Below are 18,072 nucleotides of genomic sequence, written 5' to 3' on the forward strand. Positions count from 1 at the left end.
ATCCCGCGGCCGTCAGCAGGTCTTGCCGGCGTCCGCGCCCTTGATGCAGTCGCCCACCTTGGTGGCGCCCTCGCTCAGCGCGGCGTTGATGATGGCGGCGACGACACCGACGATCGCCACGACGACCGCGGAGATGATGACCCACTCCACCGCGGAGGCGCCGCGGTCGAGTTCGCCGGAGCGGGCGCGCTCGACACGGGCGCGCAGGAAGGTGACGAGGAAGTCCACCGCCGGGATGCCGGTGCGGAAGTCCTGGGTCGTGGTCTTGGGCGTGTTCATGAGGGTTATTTCCTCTCGACTCAGCTGGAGATCGGGGCGGGCGGCAAGGGAGACATCACACCTGGAACACCCGCATCGCCGCCGGGAAGATCAGGAACACCAGGAAGCCGGCGCACAGCAGCAGCTGCGCGACGAGCATCGACTGCGACTTCTCGCCCGCGCTGCCCTCGATCTCGGCCAGCTCACGGTGGCGCATGGTCTCGGCGCGGGAGGCCAGGGACTCGCGGACCTTGGCGCCGTCGTCCGCGACGAGGGCCAGCGAGGCCGACAGGTCCTTCAGTTCCTCCACGCCCAGTTCCTCACCGAGCTGGCCGAGCGCCTGCCACTGGCTGATGCCGGTGATCCGGGCGTCGGCGAGGGCGTTGCGGATACGCTGCGTGGCCCATCCGTCGGAGACCTCGGCGGCCGCCAGCAGCGCCTCGGGCAGACCGCGGCCGCCCGCGAGGCTCATCGACACCAGGTCCAGATACGCCCCGATGACCCGGCGCAGGTCGCGGCGCTTCTCCGCGGCGTCCCGGCGGACCTCCAGATCGGGCAGGAAGAAGAACAGGCCCGCGCACAGCAGCGCCAGCCACACCGGGATGACCGGGCTCCTGCCGACGCCCAGCGTCCACGCCACGGCGAAGAGGAACGGGCCGAAGATAAGCCCCGTCGCCCCCAGCAGCACCTTCGTCGCGAGGAACTTCTCCCAACTGCGGTCCAGCACCGCGAGGTCGGCCCGCAGCGAGCGCTGCTCCCACCCCTGCTGCACGAAGAACTCGGCCACCCGGACGCCGACTTCGGCGCGCAGCGAGGCGAACCGGCCGGTGTCCTCGCCCCGTCGGGCCGACTCGTACGCCGCCCCGCGCGCCCGCATCGCGTCGATCCGCGCGACCTGGGCGACAGCGCTGCGCCTGGTCGGCATCAGGGCGCGGATCAGGGCGTACACGCCCAGACCCAGGATCACCCCGACGACGATCGGCATGGTCAGGCTCATCGCCGTACCCCTTCCTCCGTGGACGGCGACGCCGGCGGCGGCGTCGATGCCGGGGCCGGCGTCCGGGGACGCACGAACCGCACCGACGACTCGTCGCGCACCAGGAAGCGTTCGGGCGTCTCGATGGTGGACAGCTTGCGCAGCCACCAGAAGCCGAGGCCGAACAGGGCGCAGACGCAGGTGAGGACGAGCTGGCCGACGGCGGTGCCGTACGGCTCGACGAACTCGCGGTTGAACACGGACAGTCCGAGCACGAAGGCGATCGAGACCGCGACGACGATCTGCACCGAACGGCGTGTGGAGGCGCGCTGGGCCATCACGCGCTGACGCATGTCGACCTCCTCGCGGGCCGACTTGGCGAGCGCGCCGAGGACCTGGCGCAGACCGGGGCCGCGCAGCCGGGCGTTGAGGATGAGCGCGGCGACGATGATGTCGGCGGAGGCGTCGTCGATCTCGTCCGCGAGCACCTGGAGCGCGTCGGGCAGCGGGGTGCGGGCGCGCAGCCGGTCGACGAGGGCGTCGAGGTGCGGGCGCAGGACCGGGGCCGCGGCGCGCGCGGAGGCCGGGATGGCCTGCTCCAGGCCGACCGCGCCGGCGATGGTGTCGCGCAGGGACTCCGTCCAGGAGGCGAGGGCCTCCACGCGGCGCATGGCGGCCCGTTCCTCGCGGGCGCCGCCGAAGAGGCGGTCCCAGAGGAAGACGAGCACACCGGCCGCGATACCGGCCACCGCCCAGCGCGTGAGGAGCAGCACGGCGAGGCCGACGAGGGCGGCCAGCGAGCCGCGCTGCCCGGCGAACCGGATCAGCTCGTTCGCCCGCTCGGACGCCTTCTGCTTCTCGTGCTCGGGCTTGGCGGGCAGCCCCCGTACGGCCACCAGCAGCAGGGCGATGCCGCCGCCGACGGCGACTCCGCTGCCGATGGAGTACAGCACGTCGGTGGAGAACAGCCCGCCCATGGAGCCGAGTTGGCCCAGTGCCGCGAGTCTCGTCGTCGTCATCGGCGTGTCACCCCCATGATCCCGAGGGCCGGTAGCCCTGCGCGATCAGGTCGTCGAGGCAGGCGATCGGCGCGTGCGGCACGACCCTGCCGTCCGGCGTCTCGGTGAACACCTCGCTGGACAGCACACGGCCGTCGACGCCGTTGACCTCGCGTACGGAGGTCACCATGCGCTGGAGCCGGCCGCCCGTCTGGAAGTCGTTGCGGCGCTGGATGAACACCACGAAGTTCACCGCGCCCGCGATCAGCATCTGGCTGGCCTCGATGGGCAGCCGTTCCGAGGCCTGGAGCGCGTAGGTCGAGATGCGGTTGAACACCTCGCTGGAGCTGTTGGCGTGGATCGTGGACAGCGAGCCGTCGTTGCCCTGGGACATCGCGTTCAGCATGGTGACGATCTCGTCGCCGAGCACCTCACCGACGATGACCCGCGAGGGGTTCATCCGCAGGGAGCGGCGGACCAGTTCCGCCATGGTGATGGCGCCCTGGCCCTCGGAGTTGGGCAGCCGCTCCTCGAACGCCACGACGTTCGGGTGGAGTTCGGCAAAGGTGTCGAGGCCGAGTTCCAGGGCGCGCTCGACGGTGATGAGGCGTTCGTGGGGCGGGATCTCGTTGGCGAGGGCCCTCAGCAGGGTGGTCTTACCGGCGTTGGTGGCGCCCGCGATCATGATGTTCTTGCGGGCGCGCACCGCGCAGGCGAGGAAGTGGCCGATCTCCGGGGAGACCGTGCCGTTGCCGACGAGGTCGGAGATGAACACCTTGCCCATGCGCGAGCGGCGGATGGACAGCGCGGGCCGACGGGCGACGTCCATGACGGCCGACAGTCGTGAGCCGTCGGGCAGCCGCAGGTCGAGCTGGGGGTTGGCGGAGTCGAAGGGCCGGGAGGACAGACCGCTGTAGGCGCCCAGCACCTGGATCAGCTCGACGAGTTCCTCGTCGGTCTCCGCGACCGGTTCGCCGCGCACCTCACGGCCGTCGGCGTATCCGACGAAGACCTGGTCGCAGCCGTTGATGTCGATGTTCTCGACCTCGGGGTTGTCCAGCAGCGGCTGGAGCCGGCCGACGCCGAACAGCGCGGCGTGCACGGCGGCCGCGTACTGCTCCTCGGTCTCGGCGTCCAGCGGCGTACGCCCGGCGTTGATCTCCTGGCGGGCGTACTCCTCCAGTATCTGGGCTATGACCGCGCGGGCGTAGTGCCGTTCGTCCTCGCCGGACATCGGTGTGACACCGCTGACCTGGTCCTGCCGTCGCTGCTCGGCGATACGGTCACCGGCGTCCTGACGGAACCGCTTGACCAGCTGATGGTCGACAGCGGTCATCGGCCGGCTCCCTGCGGGGCCTGTCCGGGCATCGTCCAGGCGGCGCCGTACTGCTGGTAGAGGTCCGCGGTGACCTTGCGCGCCGAGCGGATGAGCAGCGACTTGTCCAGGCGGCCGCGCCGGCGCCCGGCGAGCTGGTCGGCGCCCGCCGCGTCGTCGGCGATGGTGCCGACCACCCGGGCGCCGGTCTGCGCGTGCACGAGCATGTCGTTGACCTGGCCGGCGATCTTGGCCGCGCTGCCCGGGTCGGCGATCAGCACCACGCCGATCATGGGCATCCCGAGGCTCGCGGCGCCGCGCGCACCTCCGTGCAGCTTCGCGGACAGCGCGGCGGCCCGGTCGCGCACCCGGGCGATGGCCTCGGGTTCGGTACGGGAGACCAGCAGCACCAGCGCGGCGTGCGGGAACAGTTCCACGGCGGGGGTGTCGCCGCTGATGCGTCCGCAGTCGGCGATGACGTCTGCGGGCGCGTCGGGCGAGTCGCCGAGCGAGGCGAAGGCGCGGCCCAGGGTCGGCCACAGTCCGGTGAGACCGGCGGCCTGCTCGGCGATACCGAGCCCGACGAGCACGTCGAGACCGCCGCTCAACGGCTGTACGTGGTCCCAGAGCTGGTCCGGCACCAGGCCGCGCCGCGCGGTGGCGGCGATGGACAGCATGCCGGTGTTCGGGTTGAGCGGCCCGCCGTGCGCGGCGGCCGACCGGTACACCAGGTCACCGCCCGCCGGATCGGTCTCGGCGAGCAGGACGCGACGCGGCCAGACCGCCGCGAGGGCTACGGCCGCGGTGGTGACGCCGGGGGAACCCTTGTCGGCGGCGAGAGCGATGAGCGCCATGGCTTGCGGTGCCCTGCCTTCTAGTTGCCGGGGACGTGCACGACGGCGACGGCGCCGGCGGACGCGGCCCGCGTGACGGCGGCGGCGTCGGCCTCGTCCACGAGCAGCGTCAGGGAGAGGCTGCCGGTCGTCACGGTGGAGTCGCTCTTGGTCGCCGTGGTGGCGATCTTCGCGTTGTCGGTCAGAAGCCCGCCGGACGACGTCGGACCGGAGGAGGCGCCGGCGCCGGACGAACCGCCCTCGGCGGCGTCCACGTTGTAGACGGCCACGGTGTCACCGGCCTTGATGTCCCCCGGGTACTGGCCCTCCTTCAGGGCCACGCCCACGGCGGCCTTGCCCGCCGGCAGGCTCTCGCCCTCGGTGAACATCTGCCCCATCACGACCGTGCCCTCGTAGATGGTGGACTTGGCCTTCAGCTTCTTGAGGCTGTCGAGCTGTTCCCAGCGGATGTAGTTGATGCCGTCGTCGGCGGCGACCATCACGGACGACACGTCGGAGTCGGATACGGACTCACCGGCCTGGATGTCGGCGGTGACCTTCACGACCTCGATCCGGTCGCCCGCGCGCAGCACCAGCATCGTCGCGCCGAGCGCGCCGACCAGGATCAGCAGCACGGCGAGTGCGGCCAGTGCGGGTTTGCGCTCGCGAGGCGGAGTGGGAAGCCGGTCACCGACCGACGGCTGAGCCGGAACGGCGGCACGACCGGCGCCCGCCCCCGCACGCTCTTGGATCTTCACGCGACTGCTCCCCGTACACCCAAGACACTGACTGCCAAATACTCTGCATTTCCGGACACTTCACCAGCGACCCCCCTGGAGTCACCCTCACCGGATGAGCCGGACGTACTGCGCGACCTGGCCGAATAGCCAGCGCTGGGGTGAGTGTCAAGCCATGGCACCGTATCAGCCGCCCATACGCCCCTCAAGGCGCGTCCGGGACCTCGGGGTTCGCCCGGCCCACCCTTACCCCTCTGCAATTCCGCCGCGCCCGGCCCCTTTTGCACGGGGCCTTCCGGCGCTCCTCGTGCTGTGCGTCAGCGAATCTGTTGCCGTATCCGCACCGTCCTCGCACAGGGCTGTGACGGAGCAGACGCGGGGTTCGTCACGGGGCGACCATCAGGCCTGCACGAATCGCTCACGAAGGGATGGACGCCGACAGAGGAGGATTCACCGCCTTCAGCGACGCGGTACGGCAGGGCACTTGGGCAACCCGCCTCACGAGGGGAGCCGTTTCGCACAAGGGAAAGGCGTGAGTAGAGTGCCCGCGTGCGGTCGGGGCGCGGAACGTGGGTCGGATTAGGCGGAGTTGAGCGCATCTCGCCCGACCGGGCACACCGTCTGAGGCGCGTTCGACGCGCATCTCTCGGGCAGGCTCGCGCCCCTGTTCGCAACAGCTACCGGTACCGCTGCCGTGACTGTGGCTACGGCTGCGGCCGTGACTGTGGCAGTAGCTGTGGCTGTGGCTGTGGCCGTGACTCTGGCCGTACGCACAAGCTCACCCCCCACCCGAAGGAGCCCCCCCATGAAGCGCGTCGCTCTGACCGCAGCCTCCGTGCTGTCCCTCGCCGCCGTACTGACCGCCTGCGGCGGGAGCGACTCGGACGCGAAGCCCGAGACCGCGCCCTCGTCGCCGAAGGCGAAACAGCTGGCGCCCACGGAGAAGTTGACGAAGCTGATGGTGACCGAGGCCGGTAAGTACACGCTGAGGGAGCCCGACCCCGAGGAGGCGTTCGCGACGAGCACCGCCGAGGTGACCGTCGAGAAGCCCGTGTGCGCCCCGCTGGTCCACGCGATGAACGACCTCCCTCTCGGCGACCCCGAGGGCCACCTCACCCGTGTCGCCAACGGCGGGAGTTCCACGTCCATGCTCACGTACATCACGCTCAGCACGTACGAGGACGGCGGCGCCGAGGCCGCGATGAAGGAACTCGGCGCGGCGGTGGCGTCCTGCGGTGGCGGCTTCACCGCGAAGTCGAAGAGCGGCGGCAGCGCGGTGTACGACTCCACGAAGCCGGAGAGCGCGCCCGAGGCGGGCGACGAGTCGGTCGCGACGGCAGCCACGTTCGACTTCCAGGGCCACCCCCAGACCGTGCGCACCCAGACCTTCCGCTTCGGCGACACCATCGCCAACTACTTCACCGTGGACAGCAGCGCCTTCCTGAGCGCCGGCCCCGGCAACGCGGAGATCCCGGCGGATCTGGTGAAGATCCAGAACGCCAAGCTGGGCTGAGCCCCGCCGATGAGGTCAGCCGACGTACTCCCGGTTCCAACGGCTCTGCCGCACGCCGCCCCAGGTGCCCGTCACCACGGCGGCCAGAAAGAGACCGGCGATCAGCCCTCCGTACGACGCGGCGTCGGCATCCTCGGTGGGGCCTGCGACGCCCTCGGGGTCGTAGCGCACCCGCAGCGTGTCCCCCGGCGCGATCGAGCCGTCGCAGCCGTCGCCCTCGGAGAGCGAGGGCGAGACCTCCCGCCCGTCGGCCGTACGCAGGTCGCAGTGATCGGTCCCGGCCTTCTCCACCCGCACGACCTCGACATCGGCCCATCTGCCCCGCGCCTCCAGGGCGACCTGGTCCCCGGCTTCCTTGCCGACCACACCCAGCGCCACCCCCGCGACGACCGGCACGACAAGCTGCCACGCGACCTTCCGCCGCCTGCGCGGAACCCTCCGCAGCAGCAGAAGCGGGACCAGCGCGGACGCCAGTGGCAGTACGACCCAGGCGACGAGTACAGCGACCGCGCGCAGCGGGCCGGGCAGCGGGACCACCGGCGCGAGCCAGGCAGGCCCCAGCGAACCGCCGGCGCACACGAGACCGAACAGCAGCCACCGAGTCACCTCCCGGCGCAGCCAGGCCTCGTCGTCACCCCGGCCGGTCCGCGCAGGGGCCGCCGCAGCAGCGTTCCCGGTCATTCGTCTCCCCCACCCGTGAAGCGAACGGAACAGTGCTTTCCGGAGCACAGGCCAGAGCGGATGCGGTCGGCGTACACATGACGGAGTGCTGTCGCACGCCTGAACGCGGCTCGGAGACAAGCGCCACTCGGGGACCCGAACGCCCGGAATTGCCCCTGCTTTCAGAATAGTTCGCGCTGGCGAAACCGGGAAGCGCACCGATACCGTCTGTGCTCTTGACTGAACTTCTGTCTCACGGGGAGCTCACTGTGAAGCGCCGCACTTTGCCCGTTGCTGTCGCGCTCGCCACCGCCTCGGCCCTGCTGCTGACCGCATGCGGCGGCGAGGACGACAAGGCCGGCGACAACGACAAGATCGCCGGAGCCGACCAGGAATCCGGAAAGCCGACCAAGTCCGCGGAGCCGTCGGACGCTCCGGCCTCCGACAAGCCGGACGGCGTCGATGTGTCGCTGCCCAAGGACATGAACCTGGTGTTCGACTGGGAGAGGCCTGGGGACAAGAACGAGGCGGCTGCGATGGATGATGCCGCGAACTACGTCCGTGCCATTTACCGGGGCGTGGACAAGCGCACGACCAAGGACGCCGCCCTGGTCGCCTACTCCGCAGGCGACGGGCTGAAGTACGCGAAGACGCAGATCGACGTCAGACTCGAAGGGGACTGGACGGCAACCGGCACCCGACGCCACTACCAAGCCGCCACCCGGTCCTCGTCGAACGGCGACTCGGTGGAGGTCGCGTTCTGCGTGGACTCGACCAAGTTCTACTCCAAAGAGGTCAAGACCGGAAAGGTCCTGAAGGGCGCGCCCAGCATCACGGACTTCGACCACTTCAAGATCATCATGGTCAAGTCGCCTACGGGAGAAGGTCTTTGGCAAGCGACCAAGGTGTACGTCGAGGCAAAGGCGGCGAAGTGCCAGTGAACAGGTCTCGGAGTACGGTTCTCGGCACCGGCGCGGCTGCCCTGACGCTCGTCATGGGCGTCCTCGCAATAGCGGAACCGGCCTACGCGGGAGAGCAGCCGGGCAACACCCAGGGCTCCAACACGGAACAGTCCGGAGGCGGTGACGGCTCCGGTATCTACGCCACAGCCCGCATCACATACTCCGGCTCGGTCGCCACGGGCGGCGGCAGGGGCAACGTGACGTCCGCCGACGTCAACTGGACGCCTCCGCCCTGCTGGTACGCCCCCTTCCTCGGCGCCAAGGACTTCAAGAAGCTGATGTCCAAGGACATCGAGAGCCAGATGAACACCCCGGGCATCGGCGGAACCGCCGGCGCGGCGCTCAGTGAGCTGAAGCGCCACTACGAGGACGACTACGGCTGGACCGACACCCCCGGCTACAAGGACTACAACGTCGAGAACGACGGCAAGGGGATGTTCTGGGCCGGCGTCGAGAACCCCGACGAGCCCGACATCCTCAAGCGCAGCTCGTGCAACGACCTCCCGTTCTGGGTCGAGAACGGCGACGCCCCGCCGCCGCAGTACGAAGAGGCCATCACGCCCGAGATCCTCGCTGCCCTCGCGTACCAGCACATGCAGCTGCCCGACACGAAGGTCACCCTCGCCCCTGCGGGCACGACCAAGGTGAACCTGCCGACGTGGGCATGGCTCGACAAGGCCGTCTTCGACGAGGTCCAGGCCACGGCGGCGCTCAACGTCCCCGGCTTCAACATCCAGGCGACGACGACCGCCAAGCCGGTCGCCCTGAAGCTGGAGCCCGGCACGAAGGACGCCGACACCTACCCAGCCTCCGGCGAGTGCGCCATCAACGCCGACGGCTCCATCGGCGAGCCCTACGCCAAGGGCAAGGCCGACGAAACCCCGCCCTGCGGCCTCCGCTACCTCCGCTCCTCCGGCAACGGCACCTACAAGCTCCGGGCCACCATCACCTGGGAGATCGCCTGGACCGGCACCGGCGGCGCGGGCGGCGACCTGCCCAACGGCACGTTCGGCGCCGAGCAGGACATCACCGTCCAGGAAATCCAGTCGATCAACCGTTGACCTGCGGCGAAGGGGCCGGACCTGCCGTCCGGCCCCTGGGAGACACACGACATGAGTGACCTGCGCCTCGACGACACGATCTTCGAGGATCTGAAGAAGACCTTCTCCACCATCAGCGGCCGCATGGAGGACGCGCGCCGCAGTCTCAAGGGCACGGACGCCTCGGCCGTGGGCGAGAGCAAGCTCATCGAGGACGTACAGGATTTCGCCGACGACTGGGGCTACGGCATCAAGCAGCTCGGCAAGCACGCCCACGGCGCCGTAAAGATGATCAACAAGATCGGCCAGACGTTCGACGAACTCGACCGGGAGCTGGCCGAGGCGCTCAAAGCGAAGAAGAAGGGCAAGTGACGTGGCGGGGCAGCGGCCGTCCTTTCCGCATATCGGCTGGGACCCCACACCGGGCAATGTGGAGGACACCAGGGAACTGGCCCGGCGGCTCGGCGGCCTCGCGAGCGAACTCGGCACGGCGGTCCAGGAACTCGAACGAATAGAGTGCGGCGCCTGGAAGGGCAAGACCGCGGTCGCGTTCACCGAGTACGTCGGTCAGGACGTCACTCCGCTCATCCGCAAGGCCCACGAGTCCTTCGACAAGGCCTCCCGCGCGCTGCACCGCTGGGCGGGCGAGCTGAAGGACTTCCAGGACGAGGCGGACCGGCTGGAGAAGGCGGCCGGCGAGAAGCTCGACGACAAGGCGAAGGCCGAAGCGAAGGCCGAGGGCAAGGGCAGCAAGGAGCTAGGCGAGGCTTCCAGCGCCGTCGACGGCCTCATCCAGAAGGTCCACAACCTCGAAGAGCGTTACCGCCAGGCGGCCGGCCACATCGGCAAGGAGCTGGACAAGGCCGCCGACATCGCCCCCGACGAACCGGGGTTCTGGGACAAGCTGGGCAAGAGCATCTCGGACGCCTGGGACGCCACGGGCGACTGGCTCAAGGACCACGCGGACCTGATCAAGGCGATCGGCGACGTACTGAGCAACATCACGGCGGTCCTGGCGCTGCTGGCCATCGTCACCCTCCCGTTTCCGCCCCTCGCAGCGATCTTCGGCACCGCCGCCCTCATCGGAGCGGGGCTCACCCTCGCCACCCACGGAGTGGCCAAGGCTGCCGGAGCGGACGTGGGGTGGGCGACGCTCGGGCTCGACGCCGTGGGACTGCTGCCCGGCATCGGGCTGTTCGGCAAGGGGGCCAAGATCATCGGTTCGGGGAAGGCCCTCGCCACGGCGGGGAGACTCGGCAAGGGCTTCACAGCGACCAAGATCGCAGGCGGATCGCGGATCATCATGTCCTTCGGGCAGGAATCCGCCCACCTCGCAGGCGGGTTCGGCAAGGCCGGACTGGTGAAGATCGGAGGCTTCTCCCAGGACGTCTACGAGGTCGCCCATGCGGGCAGCGGGCTGATGTCACGCATGGGAGGGCTTGCCGTCGCCGGCTATCACCCGGGCCAGCTCCTCGGAACCAAGGGAGCGAACCTCATCCCCGGAGTGAACATCGATCCGTTCGGAGTCGGCGGTCGGGCCATCGATGCCGGAATCAAGATCGCACCCAAGATCATCGAGCATGTGACGGGCGACTGACCGTGCGGGGGCGCGGCCGTGGCCGGTCCTGTCCTGTCCCGCGTGGCAGGGTGAGAGCGATCGCATCAGACCAGTTGACGGCGACGAAGGAATCCTATCGACATGAGCGTCTGGCTTCCCGAAACGGACGAAACCCTCCTCGCGCGAGCTCCGGTGAACTTTGCCACGGGTGCGGCCACGCGGGTCAGAGGCATGCGCTGGTTCCGTGACTTCGACCGCAGGGACATCCAGAGCGAACTCGACGGCTGGCCCGAAGGCCCTGAGTACATCGCCCACTCCACCGGCGGTACCGCGGCCCGGAACACGGTCAAGGGGCTCGCGATCGCCGCCGGCGTGGCCATCATGGGCGTCCTAAGCTCCCAGTCCGGCAGCGTGGGACCGGGCAGCTCCGACAGAGGCTCGGACACCTCGGAGGACCCCGCCGACGAGATCGACGACTTCCCCGTCATGTGGGCTGCTCCGGGCACCCTCGCGCGCACCATGCCCTGGCAGATGGACCCAGGACGCTGCAAAGAGAAGACGTACCGCACCCATGCGGTGATCACCGACTGCCGCCTCGCGATCGTGGGCTTCGCCAACGTCAAGGGTGACGACAAGCTGATCGACGACGAGCTGCTCTGGCAGACGCCTCGGACGACCGTCGAGCGAGTCGAACTACGGGAGTACAGGGCCGGAACCGACGCCAAGATCCTGTTCACGGACGGCTCGTGGTGCAGGGTCGGCAGCAGAGCCCGCGAGCGGCTCACCCGGTATCTGATCGAACCTCTCGACTTCGTTCCGCTCGGCTCACTCACGCCGGACCAGCGGCGCACCGCAGAGGCCTTCGCGGCGACCCAGGCGCCCGATGCCCTGCCACCACTCGTGAAGCGCAATCCCTGCGGCTGCTTCCGCATCGAGGTCCTGGCACCGAGCAGGATCGACGGATCCTTCGGTCACCCCGGCCTCAACACGGTCATGGACGCCTCCGGCACCGAGCTCACGCTCATGCAGTACCACCCCGAGGACCTCCTGACATGACACCCGCTCCGCACCCGACCAGATCGGCGTTCCACGTCTTATGAGCCCCTCCACCCACGCCACAGGCGGTCTCTACGTCAGCCCCGGCGGCGGGAACCTGCCCCCTCTCTGGTTCCTCACTCCGGAGGGCTTCTTCGCGCTCCCCCTGGCCGACGATCCGGAGGAACGCACCGAACGTGCACGCTCCTTCGTACGGGAGCTGTACTCACGCGGTGACGACGAGATCTGGACACCAGCGGCTCCCTACTACGCGTCCCTCGCCGAGCTCATGGGGAGCACCGGCGTGTCCTACGCGGCCATGGGCCTGTTCTCGACCGCCGACAATTCCGAATCCCCCGAGGGGGAGATCGTCCGGCACGAGCCGTCCGAGGGCGTTGCTCAGTGCGCGCTGACGGTCGCCGTCATATCCGCGGACCCGCCGGCCGCAGACGTCGATGTCGTCGCCCAGGGAATCCTGGCGACGCTCTCCAGCGACCCCCTCAACGACGCCATCTGGCTCGACCTGCCGTGCGGCCCGGCGGTCTCGTGCATCAGCATGCGTGAATACACACTCGGTCCCGAGATCACCGCGAGTGGCGAGTCGGCCAAACTGCTCACCGGGCAGACTCAGGTGCACATTCCCTTTCCCACCGGCCCGTTCATCGCGGTCTTCACGCTGTACACGACATCGCTGGACCACTGGGCCGAGCTCTACCGCGCTCTGTCTGCCATTCTCCAGACAGTCACGTTCGTCGACCCTGTCGTGGAGACGGTTGAACAGGAGTGAGGGCAGTCGTTCCGGATGTCCAACACGCCTGTGCTCCTGACCCGTTCGGATGGGAACCTGCCTCCGGCTCCGCACTCGCCACGGCCACACCCCTGTTGCTGACGGCCCGCGGCGGAGGACCTCGTACCGCGATAGCTCCCGCGAACGCGGGCGGTAACGGGCCGTAGAGGCGATGACCGATCGGGGCCGAGTCGGACATCCGGGTGTCAGGGCCGGCAAGGCCCCTCCCATCCCCGCGCAGCGGACGCATTGTTACCGATTTTCGGCAATACATTCACAATTACCGTCGCCCTGCGACCTGTTCAATCTGGCCAAGCCGCCGACCCCACCGATACCGTCGGTCCCCTGACTGAACTGATGTCTCACGGGGGAGTCCATTGTGAAGCGCCGCACTTTGCCCGTTGCTGTCGCGTTCGCGGTGTCGGCTGCGCTGCTGCTGACCGCGTGCGGTGAGGGCGACGAGGCCAAGGGGAACGAGGAGATCGCGGGGGCGGGGAAGGGTGCCGGGGCGTCGGCGTCGGCGAGTCAGGAGGCAGCGGTCGACCGACCCGACATCGCGCTCCCGAGCGACCTCAAGGACACCTACGAGAGCTGGAACGCCACCGACGCGACGCAGGACTCGGTCCTCAAGGACGTCGCCCAGCGCATCGACGCCACCAACTACGCCATCACGCAGGGCGATCCCGAGGTCGCGGCGCTGAGCTTCTACTACAAGGACAGCGCCCTGGGCGAGGCGCAGGACTGGGTTCAGTCCATCGTCGGCGACGGCTACACGATCACGGGCGAGAACCGCTACTACAACGCCAAGGTCGACGTCTTCGACGACGGCTCCGCCGGTGTCACCTACTGCGAGGACCAGAGCAAGGCGTACGCGAAGGACCGCAAGTCCGGGAAGGTCATCAAGACCGAGGTCACGGACAACTCCTACGTCCTCTACACCACACGCCTGGAGAAGAGCGGGCAGGGCGTCTGGCAGACGACGAAGCTCACGTCGAAGCGGGGGCACCGGTCATGCACGCGCTGACCGCACGCGCACGCACCCGCGTCGCCGCGTCCGGCCTGCTCGCCGGAGCCCTCGCCCTCGGTATACCGGGAACCGCCTCCGCGGACTGGCCGCCCGGCAAGGGCACCCAGGGCGACACCCGGCAGAGCGGCGGCTCCAGCGGCAGCACGCTGGTCTCGAAGGTGACCTACTCGGGTTCCGTACGATCCGGCGGCGACGGGAACGCCGTACGGCCCGTGACGAACTGGACCCCGCCGGCCTGCTGGTACGAACCGCGTTCCGTGGCCGAGTTCAGCCGGTATGTCGAGACGATGTACGAGGAGACCATCAACACTCCCGGTCAGCACAGCTACGCCAAGACCGCCGTCGGTCAGTTCCGGGCCACGTACAAGGACGGCGAGTACAAGGACTACAACAAGGCGAAGGCGGACGAAGGGGCCTGGTGGGTCGCCGTGCAGAACCCCGACCGCCTCGACGACCCGGCCGCCATGGAGTGCGGCGAACTCCCTTTCTGGGTCGACACCGGCGACGACCCGGGAGTGGAGCAGGCCGTCACGCCCGAGGTCCTCGCCGAGGCGGCGTACAACGCGATCCGACTGCCCGCCACAGAAGTCACCCTCGCCCCCACCCGATCCACCAAGGTCAACCTCCCCACCTGGGCCTGGCTCGACAAGGCGCGGTTCAAGGACGTCTCCGTGACGGCCTCGCTGGACGTCGGCGGGCTGAACCTCCAGGCGACCACGACCGCGAGGCCCGTGGCGTTGCGGCTGGAGCCGGGGACGGCGGACGCGGAGACGTATCCGGGGTCCGGGGAGTGCGCGATCGCGCAGGACGGGTCGATCGGGGAGTCGTACGCGAAGGGGAAGGCGGAACGGACGCCGCCCTGTGGCATCAAGTACCTGCGCTCCTCGGGCGACGGCGGCTTCCGGATGCGGGCGACCGTGACCTGGGAGATCACGTGGACGGGGACGGGCGGGGCCGGCGGGGAGCTGCCCGACGGAACCTTCGGGAACGACCAGGTCGTCGTCGTACAGGAGATCCAGTCGGTCAACCGATGACCGCCGCCCGCCCGAGAGTTCCTCGGGATTCGCGAGACCCACGAGACCCAAGAGAAGGAGCGCCGGTATGACAGATCTCGGGGTGGACTACGACTACCTCTACACGATCAAGAGGGATCTGAAGACCGTACGGAACGAGTTCAAGGGGTGCTCGGCCCATCAGGAAGGGATGAAGGACGAGTACGGCTCGTTCCTGGTGGGCGGTGCGATGGAGGCGTTCACCGACAACTGGGACGACCATCGCAAGGAACTCCTGGAGAACATCGAGAATGTGGGAAGTCTGGTGGAGCAGTCCATTCAGGCTTTCGAGACGCTCGACAAGGAACTCGCCGAGTCCACCAAGAAAAAGAAGAAGTAGAGGAATCCGGCTGTGGCTGTGCGCCCTACCGACTGGTCTCCGATAGCCGAGACCGACCCCGTACCCGGCGACCCGGAGGCCGTCCGCGACGAGGCCACCAGGCTCAAGACGATCGCCGAGACCCTGGAGCGGCAGGTCGAGAAGCTGCGCCGGCTCGGCAAGGACGACAACATCAAGGGCAAGTACGCCGAGACCCTGCGCGAGGAGGCCGACAAACTGGCCGGGCGCTTCGAGAAGACGAAGGGGCGCTACAAGAAGGTCTCGGGCCATCTGAGCACGTGGGCCGACGAGTTGGAGTACGCGCAGGACGAGTCGAAGCGGGCGCTCGACAAGGCGAAGGCCGACGAGAAGAACGAGGACGTCGTCGACGACGCCAAGAAGCAGCTCATCAAGGCGATCAACCACCGCAACACCCACGGCCAGTTGGCCAATCGGCGTATTCGTGACGCCATCGACGACGACGTCGAGGACAGCCTGTGGGACGACACGATCGGCTGGGTGAAGGACCACGCGGAGGGCTTCAAACTCTTCCTGGACGTGCTCAGCTGGATCGGCACGATCGCCGCGATCGTGGCCATCTTCATACCGGGCCTGAACTTGCTTGTCCTGGGCCTCGGTCTGGCCGTCGTGCTGGGCCGGTTCCTGCTCGTGAAGGCCGGTAAATCCACCTGGATGGATCTCGCGTTCGACGCCTTCGGCCTGCTCACGATGGGCGCGGGCGGGCTCGCCCTCAAGGGCCTGCGGGGCGCCGCCACCGCCACCCGGACGGCCTCTACGGTGAACCGTACGGCGAAGCTCAAGAACGCCCTCGCGGCGACCAAGTCGATGCGCAACCAGCTCGCCAACCGGCTGGCGAGCGCGACGGACGACGCCGCGGCCGCTGCCGTCCGGGCGGAGATGACGGCCCTGCGCAAGGGCATAGCCGGCCGCGTGGGCAAGGTCTCCCAGGAGCTCACGCCGCCCAGCAAACTGTCCAAGGCCCTGCACCTCGGCGACGACGAACTCGCCGCGCTGGGACAGAACATCCGCTCCAACGTCAGCCGGTTCGGCGACGGCGTGCCCGTCGGCACGAAGATCAGTGGCGGGGCCGCGTACGGTACGGCACTCGCTGCGACGTACGCCGGTGCCGCCGTGGACTGGGGCGACAAAATGCTCGGCGACAATGACACGTTGAATGCCGTCAGCGACGGCCTGGGTATTCCGCAGAAGCCAAGTGCCGATTGGTACAATGATTTCAAAAGCAGTCATGGAGTGACCCAGGCTTCATCCGCCTGGGATTGAGCGGGGATTCATCACCCGGCACGGGGAGAAATGACGGGGAATTTCGGAAGGATCGGACTGTGACGGCACAAACGGATATCGGTGCGGATGTCGCCCCGAGGTCGGGGAACGTGATCAGAGTCCTGCGGGCGGTCATCATCACCCCGCTCGTCGTCCTCGCCATCGTCATCGTCGGCGCGGTCCTGATCTCGTCCGGCGCTCTGCCCGAGAGCCTCCGGCCGTTCCTGCGGGTGCCCGGCCAAGTCCTGCCGCTGCTCGCCGTACTGGCCCTCTCGGCCGGTGTCGTCATCGTCCGCCGACGCGGTGCCTGGGGGCCCGGGACGACGTTCCACTTCGTCGTCGGCGGGCTCGTCCAGCTGGCCCCGCTGCTGCTTCTGCTGCACTACCGCCCGGCGGTCCTGGCCGTACCGCTGCTGCCCGGTCTGATCGTCCTCGCCTACGCGGCCGCCGAACGGAGAGACCGAGCAGATGCCGCCGAATGAGACGGCCAGAACGACCGGTTACACGCTCATCCTGCCTCCCGGCTGGGCGAAGATCCCCCTCCGGGACGGAACGGCCGAAGCGGTCAAGGAGATCGTCGACGAAGCCGCCCGGCGGCTCTCGGCGGACGTACCGAAGGACCGGCTCGTCGAGGCCCGCATGGAGCTGCACCGGCAGCTGGGCGGCGTGGTCAAGGACGCCCAGAAGCGCGACGGTCTCGACCTCTACCTTCCGGTGGAGCCCCTGCACGGCCACATCACTTCGGCCTCGTTCGTCGTCGCCAAGCTGAACACGCCCCTGAGGGACGGTGTGACCAGCCAGGACGTCATGACGCGCCTGGTGGCCGACTTCGACTTCACCGAGCCGGTCGAGGTGCACGACACCGCGGGCGTGCGCGGTGAGCGGGTGCTGCCCGCGAACCCGGACAAGGGCGTCGAGGTCGGGTCCCGGCACGTCGATTACGTCCTGCCCGTGCCGTCGGGCGACGCCCCCACGTCCTCCTGGATCGTCGTCGGCTTCAGCACGATCGGCGACGGGGAGCCCGCGGGGGATTTCGCCGACATCCTCGTCGAGCTGTTCGACGCCCTCATGACGACCTTCCGCTGGAGGACCGAGTGAACATCCAGTTCGCCCTCGACACGGACAGCGACCCCACCGTCTGGCTGGGCCTGCCGCTGCTGGACGGCCGCGGTGCCGGGCGGGAACGTCGTAAGTGGGCGCGCCGGGCGGCCGAGGTGGTGTGGGGCCTGGCGGAGGAGGGCCCGGCGGGCAAGGACGAGGTGAAGGTCCTCGCCCGTCAGCTGGAGGCCACGGCCGAACTGCTGCCGCAGACCCTGCCCGTGCACCAGGCCTTCGTCTATCTCCCCGACCCGAGGCGGGACTTCCTCACCTTCGTCGTCCACATCGACGTCAGCGAGGGCGAGACCGAGTCCACCCTCGCCCAGCTCGTCCAGAAGGACACCCCCGGCGCCCTCCAGGACCCCGAAGTCGTCGACTTCGACACGGAGTTGGGGCGCGGCATGCGTTCCGTGCGCTACTTCGTCTCCGCCAAGGCCGGCGAGATCTGCTGCTCGGTGAACTACGCCTGGCGCGTGGAGCCCCTGGGCATCGACGTCGTCCTGCGTTCCATCAGCGACAACGTCGGCTGGATCACCGCGAACGTCGAGGAGTTCGACGCCTTCGCGCACAGCCTGAGCGTGCTGGCGCCGGAGGACTGATGC

The 18,072-nt window shown here is 68.9% G+C and carries 21 protein-coding genes; 14 read left to right on the forward strand and 7 right to left on the reverse strand.

The genetic code is table 11. The features are described 5' to 3' along the window. Positions 1-12: 12 nt before the first annotated feature. The 6 genes from ACZ6SQ_RS29330 to ACZ6SQ_RS29355 are packed head-to-tail and all read right to left on the reverse strand — an operon-like array spanning position 13 to position 5,138. Entirely contained in the window at positions 13-279 is a 267-nt protein-coding gene (locus ACZ6SQ_RS29330; protein ID WP_469567280.1) for a hypothetical protein, read from the reverse strand. Between the two features lie 55 nt (positions 280-334). After that, entirely contained in the window at positions 335-1,255 is a 921-nt protein-coding gene (locus ACZ6SQ_RS29335; RefSeq protein ID WP_469567282.1) for a type II secretion system F family protein, read from the reverse strand. Further along, positions 1,252-2,211, reverse strand: a complete 960-nt coding sequence (locus ACZ6SQ_RS29340; RefSeq protein ID WP_469567446.1) for a type II secretion system F family protein — start codon at positions 2,209-2,211, stop codon at positions 1,252-1,254. Before ACZ6SQ_RS29340 ends, ACZ6SQ_RS29335 begins: the two co-directional genes overlap by 4 nt. Before the next feature lie 49 nt (positions 2,212-2,260). Continuing rightward, a complete protein-coding gene (locus ACZ6SQ_RS29345) occupies positions 2,261-3,568 on the reverse strand; it encodes a CpaF family protein (protein ID WP_469567284.1) in 1,308 nt (435 codons plus the stop codon). Then, positions 3,565-4,401, reverse strand: coding sequence for a hypothetical protein (locus tag ACZ6SQ_RS29350; protein WP_389332768.1), 837 nt, complete (start codon positions 4,399-4,401; stop codon positions 3,565-3,567). Before ACZ6SQ_RS29350 ends, ACZ6SQ_RS29345 begins: the two co-directional genes overlap by 4 nt. A gap of 20 nt (positions 4,402-4,421) precedes the next feature. Next, positions 4,422-5,138, reverse strand: coding sequence for a hypothetical protein (locus tag ACZ6SQ_RS29355; protein ID WP_469567286.1), 717 nt, complete (start codon positions 5,136-5,138; stop codon positions 4,422-4,424). A gap of 784 nt (positions 5,139-5,922) precedes the next feature. On the opposite strand from ACZ6SQ_RS29355, the gene ACZ6SQ_RS29360 reads away from it, so the two are divergent. Next, positions 5,923-6,630 carry a hypothetical protein gene (locus ACZ6SQ_RS29360; protein ID WP_469567288.1) on the forward strand — a complete coding sequence of 236 codons (708 nt, stop codon included), beginning with the start codon at positions 5,923-5,925 and terminating at the stop codon, positions 6,628-6,630. Positions 6,631-6,645: 15 nt separating this feature from the next. Here the strand turns inward: ACZ6SQ_RS29360 and ACZ6SQ_RS29365 are convergent, their stop codons facing one another. Beyond that, positions 6,646-7,311 (reverse strand): hypothetical protein, encoded by a 666-nt coding sequence (locus tag ACZ6SQ_RS29365; protein ID WP_469567290.1) that lies wholly within the window; start codon positions 7,309-7,311, stop codon positions 6,646-6,648. 248 nt (positions 7,312-7,559) lie between these two features. Here ACZ6SQ_RS29365 and ACZ6SQ_RS29370 point away from each other — a divergent pair, with 248 nt between their 5' ends. The 13 genes from ACZ6SQ_RS29370 to ACZ6SQ_RS29430 all read left to right on the forward strand — a co-directional run bounded on the left by ACZ6SQ_RS29370 (position 7,560) and on the right by ACZ6SQ_RS29430 (position 18,069). Then, complete coding sequence (locus ACZ6SQ_RS29370) at positions 7,560-8,231, forward strand: hypothetical protein (RefSeq protein WP_469567292.1); 672 nt, start codon at positions 7,560-7,562, stop codon at positions 8,229-8,231. Continuing rightward, positions 8,228-9,313 (forward strand): hypothetical protein, encoded by a 1,086-nt coding sequence (locus ACZ6SQ_RS29375; RefSeq protein WP_469567294.1) that lies wholly within the window; start codon positions 8,228-8,230, stop codon positions 9,311-9,313. The genes ACZ6SQ_RS29370 and ACZ6SQ_RS29375 overlap by 4 nt, the downstream gene beginning before the upstream one ends. A gap of 51 nt (positions 9,314-9,364) precedes the next feature. Next, entirely contained in the window at positions 9,365-9,664 is a 300-nt protein-coding gene (locus ACZ6SQ_RS29380; RefSeq protein WP_469567297.1) for a hypothetical protein, read from the forward strand. Between the two features lies 1 nt (position 9,665). Next, positions 9,666-10,889, forward strand: coding sequence for an enoyl-CoA hydratase/isomerase family protein (locus ACZ6SQ_RS29385; protein WP_469567299.1), 1,224 nt, complete (start codon positions 9,666-9,668; stop codon positions 10,887-10,889). Between the two features lie 192 nt (positions 10,890-11,081). Further along, on the forward strand, positions 11,082-11,906 hold the full coding sequence (locus ACZ6SQ_RS29390) for a hypothetical protein (RefSeq protein WP_469567301.1): 825 nt from the start codon (positions 11,082-11,084) through the stop codon (positions 11,904-11,906). Between the two features lie 40 nt (positions 11,907-11,946). Beyond that, positions 11,947-12,672 (forward strand): hypothetical protein, encoded by a 726-nt coding sequence (locus tag ACZ6SQ_RS29395; protein WP_469567304.1) that lies wholly within the window; start codon positions 11,947-11,949, stop codon positions 12,670-12,672. Between the two features lie 379 nt (positions 12,673-13,051). Continuing rightward, the gene (locus ACZ6SQ_RS29400) at positions 13,052-13,696 is read left to right on the forward strand and encodes a hypothetical protein (protein WP_469567307.1); all 645 of its coding nucleotides are present in this window, start codon (positions 13,052-13,054) and stop codon (positions 13,694-13,696) included. Next, entirely contained in the window at positions 13,684-14,733 is a 1,050-nt protein-coding gene (locus ACZ6SQ_RS29405) for a hypothetical protein (protein WP_469567309.1), read from the forward strand. The genes ACZ6SQ_RS29400 and ACZ6SQ_RS29405 overlap by 13 nt, the downstream gene beginning before the upstream one ends. Positions 14,734-14,800: 67 nt before the next feature. Then, on the forward strand, positions 14,801-15,091 hold the full coding sequence (locus tag ACZ6SQ_RS29410; protein ID WP_469567311.1) for a hypothetical protein: 291 nt from the start codon (positions 14,801-14,803) through the stop codon (positions 15,089-15,091). 12 nt (positions 15,092-15,103) lie between these two features. Continuing rightward, entirely contained in the window at positions 15,104-16,372 is a 1,269-nt protein-coding gene (locus ACZ6SQ_RS29415; RefSeq protein ID WP_469567313.1) for a putative T7SS-secreted protein, read from the forward strand. Between the two features lie 110 nt (positions 16,373-16,482). Further along, the gene (locus ACZ6SQ_RS29420) at positions 16,483-16,854 is read left to right on the forward strand and encodes a hypothetical protein (protein WP_469567315.1); all 372 of its coding nucleotides are present in this window, start codon (positions 16,483-16,485) and stop codon (positions 16,852-16,854) included. Next, positions 16,841-17,470 (forward strand): hypothetical protein, encoded by a 630-nt coding sequence (locus tag ACZ6SQ_RS29425; RefSeq protein WP_469567318.1) that lies wholly within the window; start codon positions 16,841-16,843, stop codon positions 17,468-17,470. The genes ACZ6SQ_RS29420 and ACZ6SQ_RS29425 overlap by 14 nt, the downstream gene beginning before the upstream one ends. Continuing rightward, the gene (locus tag ACZ6SQ_RS29430; RefSeq protein ID WP_469567321.1) at positions 17,467-18,069 is read left to right on the forward strand and encodes a hypothetical protein; all 603 of its coding nucleotides are present in this window, start codon (positions 17,467-17,469) and stop codon (positions 18,067-18,069) included. The genes ACZ6SQ_RS29425 and ACZ6SQ_RS29430 overlap by 4 nt, the downstream gene beginning before the upstream one ends. Positions 18,070-18,072 lie beyond the last annotated feature (3 nt).

The organism is Streptomyces sp. NPDC048600 (assembly GCF_055587025.1).

Coding starts and splice junctions, on each gene's coding strand:
- ACZ6SQ_RS29425 (WP_469567318.1), top strand. CDS start 16,841: ATGCCGCCGAATGAGACGGCCAGAACGACCGGTTACACGCTCATCCTG.
- ACZ6SQ_RS29405 (WP_469567309.1), top strand. CDS start 13,684: ATGCACGCGCTGACCGCACGCGCACGCACCCGCGTCGCCGCGTCCGGC.
- ACZ6SQ_RS29365 (WP_469567290.1), bottom strand. CDS start 7,311: ATGACCGGGAACGCTGCTGCGGCGGCCCCTGCGCGGACCGGCCGGGGT.
- ACZ6SQ_RS29335 (WP_469567282.1), bottom strand. CDS start 1,255: ATGAGCCTGACCATGCCGATCGTCGTCGGGGTGATCCTGGGTCTGGGC.
- ACZ6SQ_RS29360 (WP_469567288.1), top strand. CDS start 5,923: ATGAAGCGCGTCGCTCTGACCGCAGCCTCCGTGCTGTCCCTCGCCGCC.
- ACZ6SQ_RS29330 (WP_469567280.1), bottom strand. CDS start 279: ATGAACACGCCCAAGACCACGACCCAGGACTTCCGCACCGGCATCCCG.
- ACZ6SQ_RS29390 (WP_469567301.1), top strand. CDS start 11,082: ATGCGCTGGTTCCGTGACTTCGACCGCAGGGACATCCAGAGCGAACTC.
- ACZ6SQ_RS29350 (WP_389332768.1), bottom strand. CDS start 4,401: ATGGCGCTCATCGCTCTCGCCGCCGACAAGGGTTCCCCCGGCGTCACC.
- ACZ6SQ_RS29395 (WP_469567304.1), top strand. CDS start 11,947: ATGAGCCCCTCCACCCACGCCACAGGCGGTCTCTACGTCAGCCCCGGC.
- ACZ6SQ_RS29340 (WP_469567446.1), bottom strand. CDS start 2,211: ATGGGCGGGCTGTTCTCCACCGACGTGCTGTACTCCATCGGCAGCGGA.
- ACZ6SQ_RS29345 (WP_469567284.1), bottom strand. CDS start 3,568: ATGACCGCTGTCGACCATCAGCTGGTCAAGCGGTTCCGTCAGGACGCC.
- ACZ6SQ_RS29410 (WP_469567311.1), top strand. CDS start 14,801: ATGACAGATCTCGGGGTGGACTACGACTACCTCTACACGATCAAGAGG.
- ACZ6SQ_RS29380 (WP_469567297.1), top strand. CDS start 9,365: ATGAGTGACCTGCGCCTCGACGACACGATCTTCGAGGATCTGAAGAAG.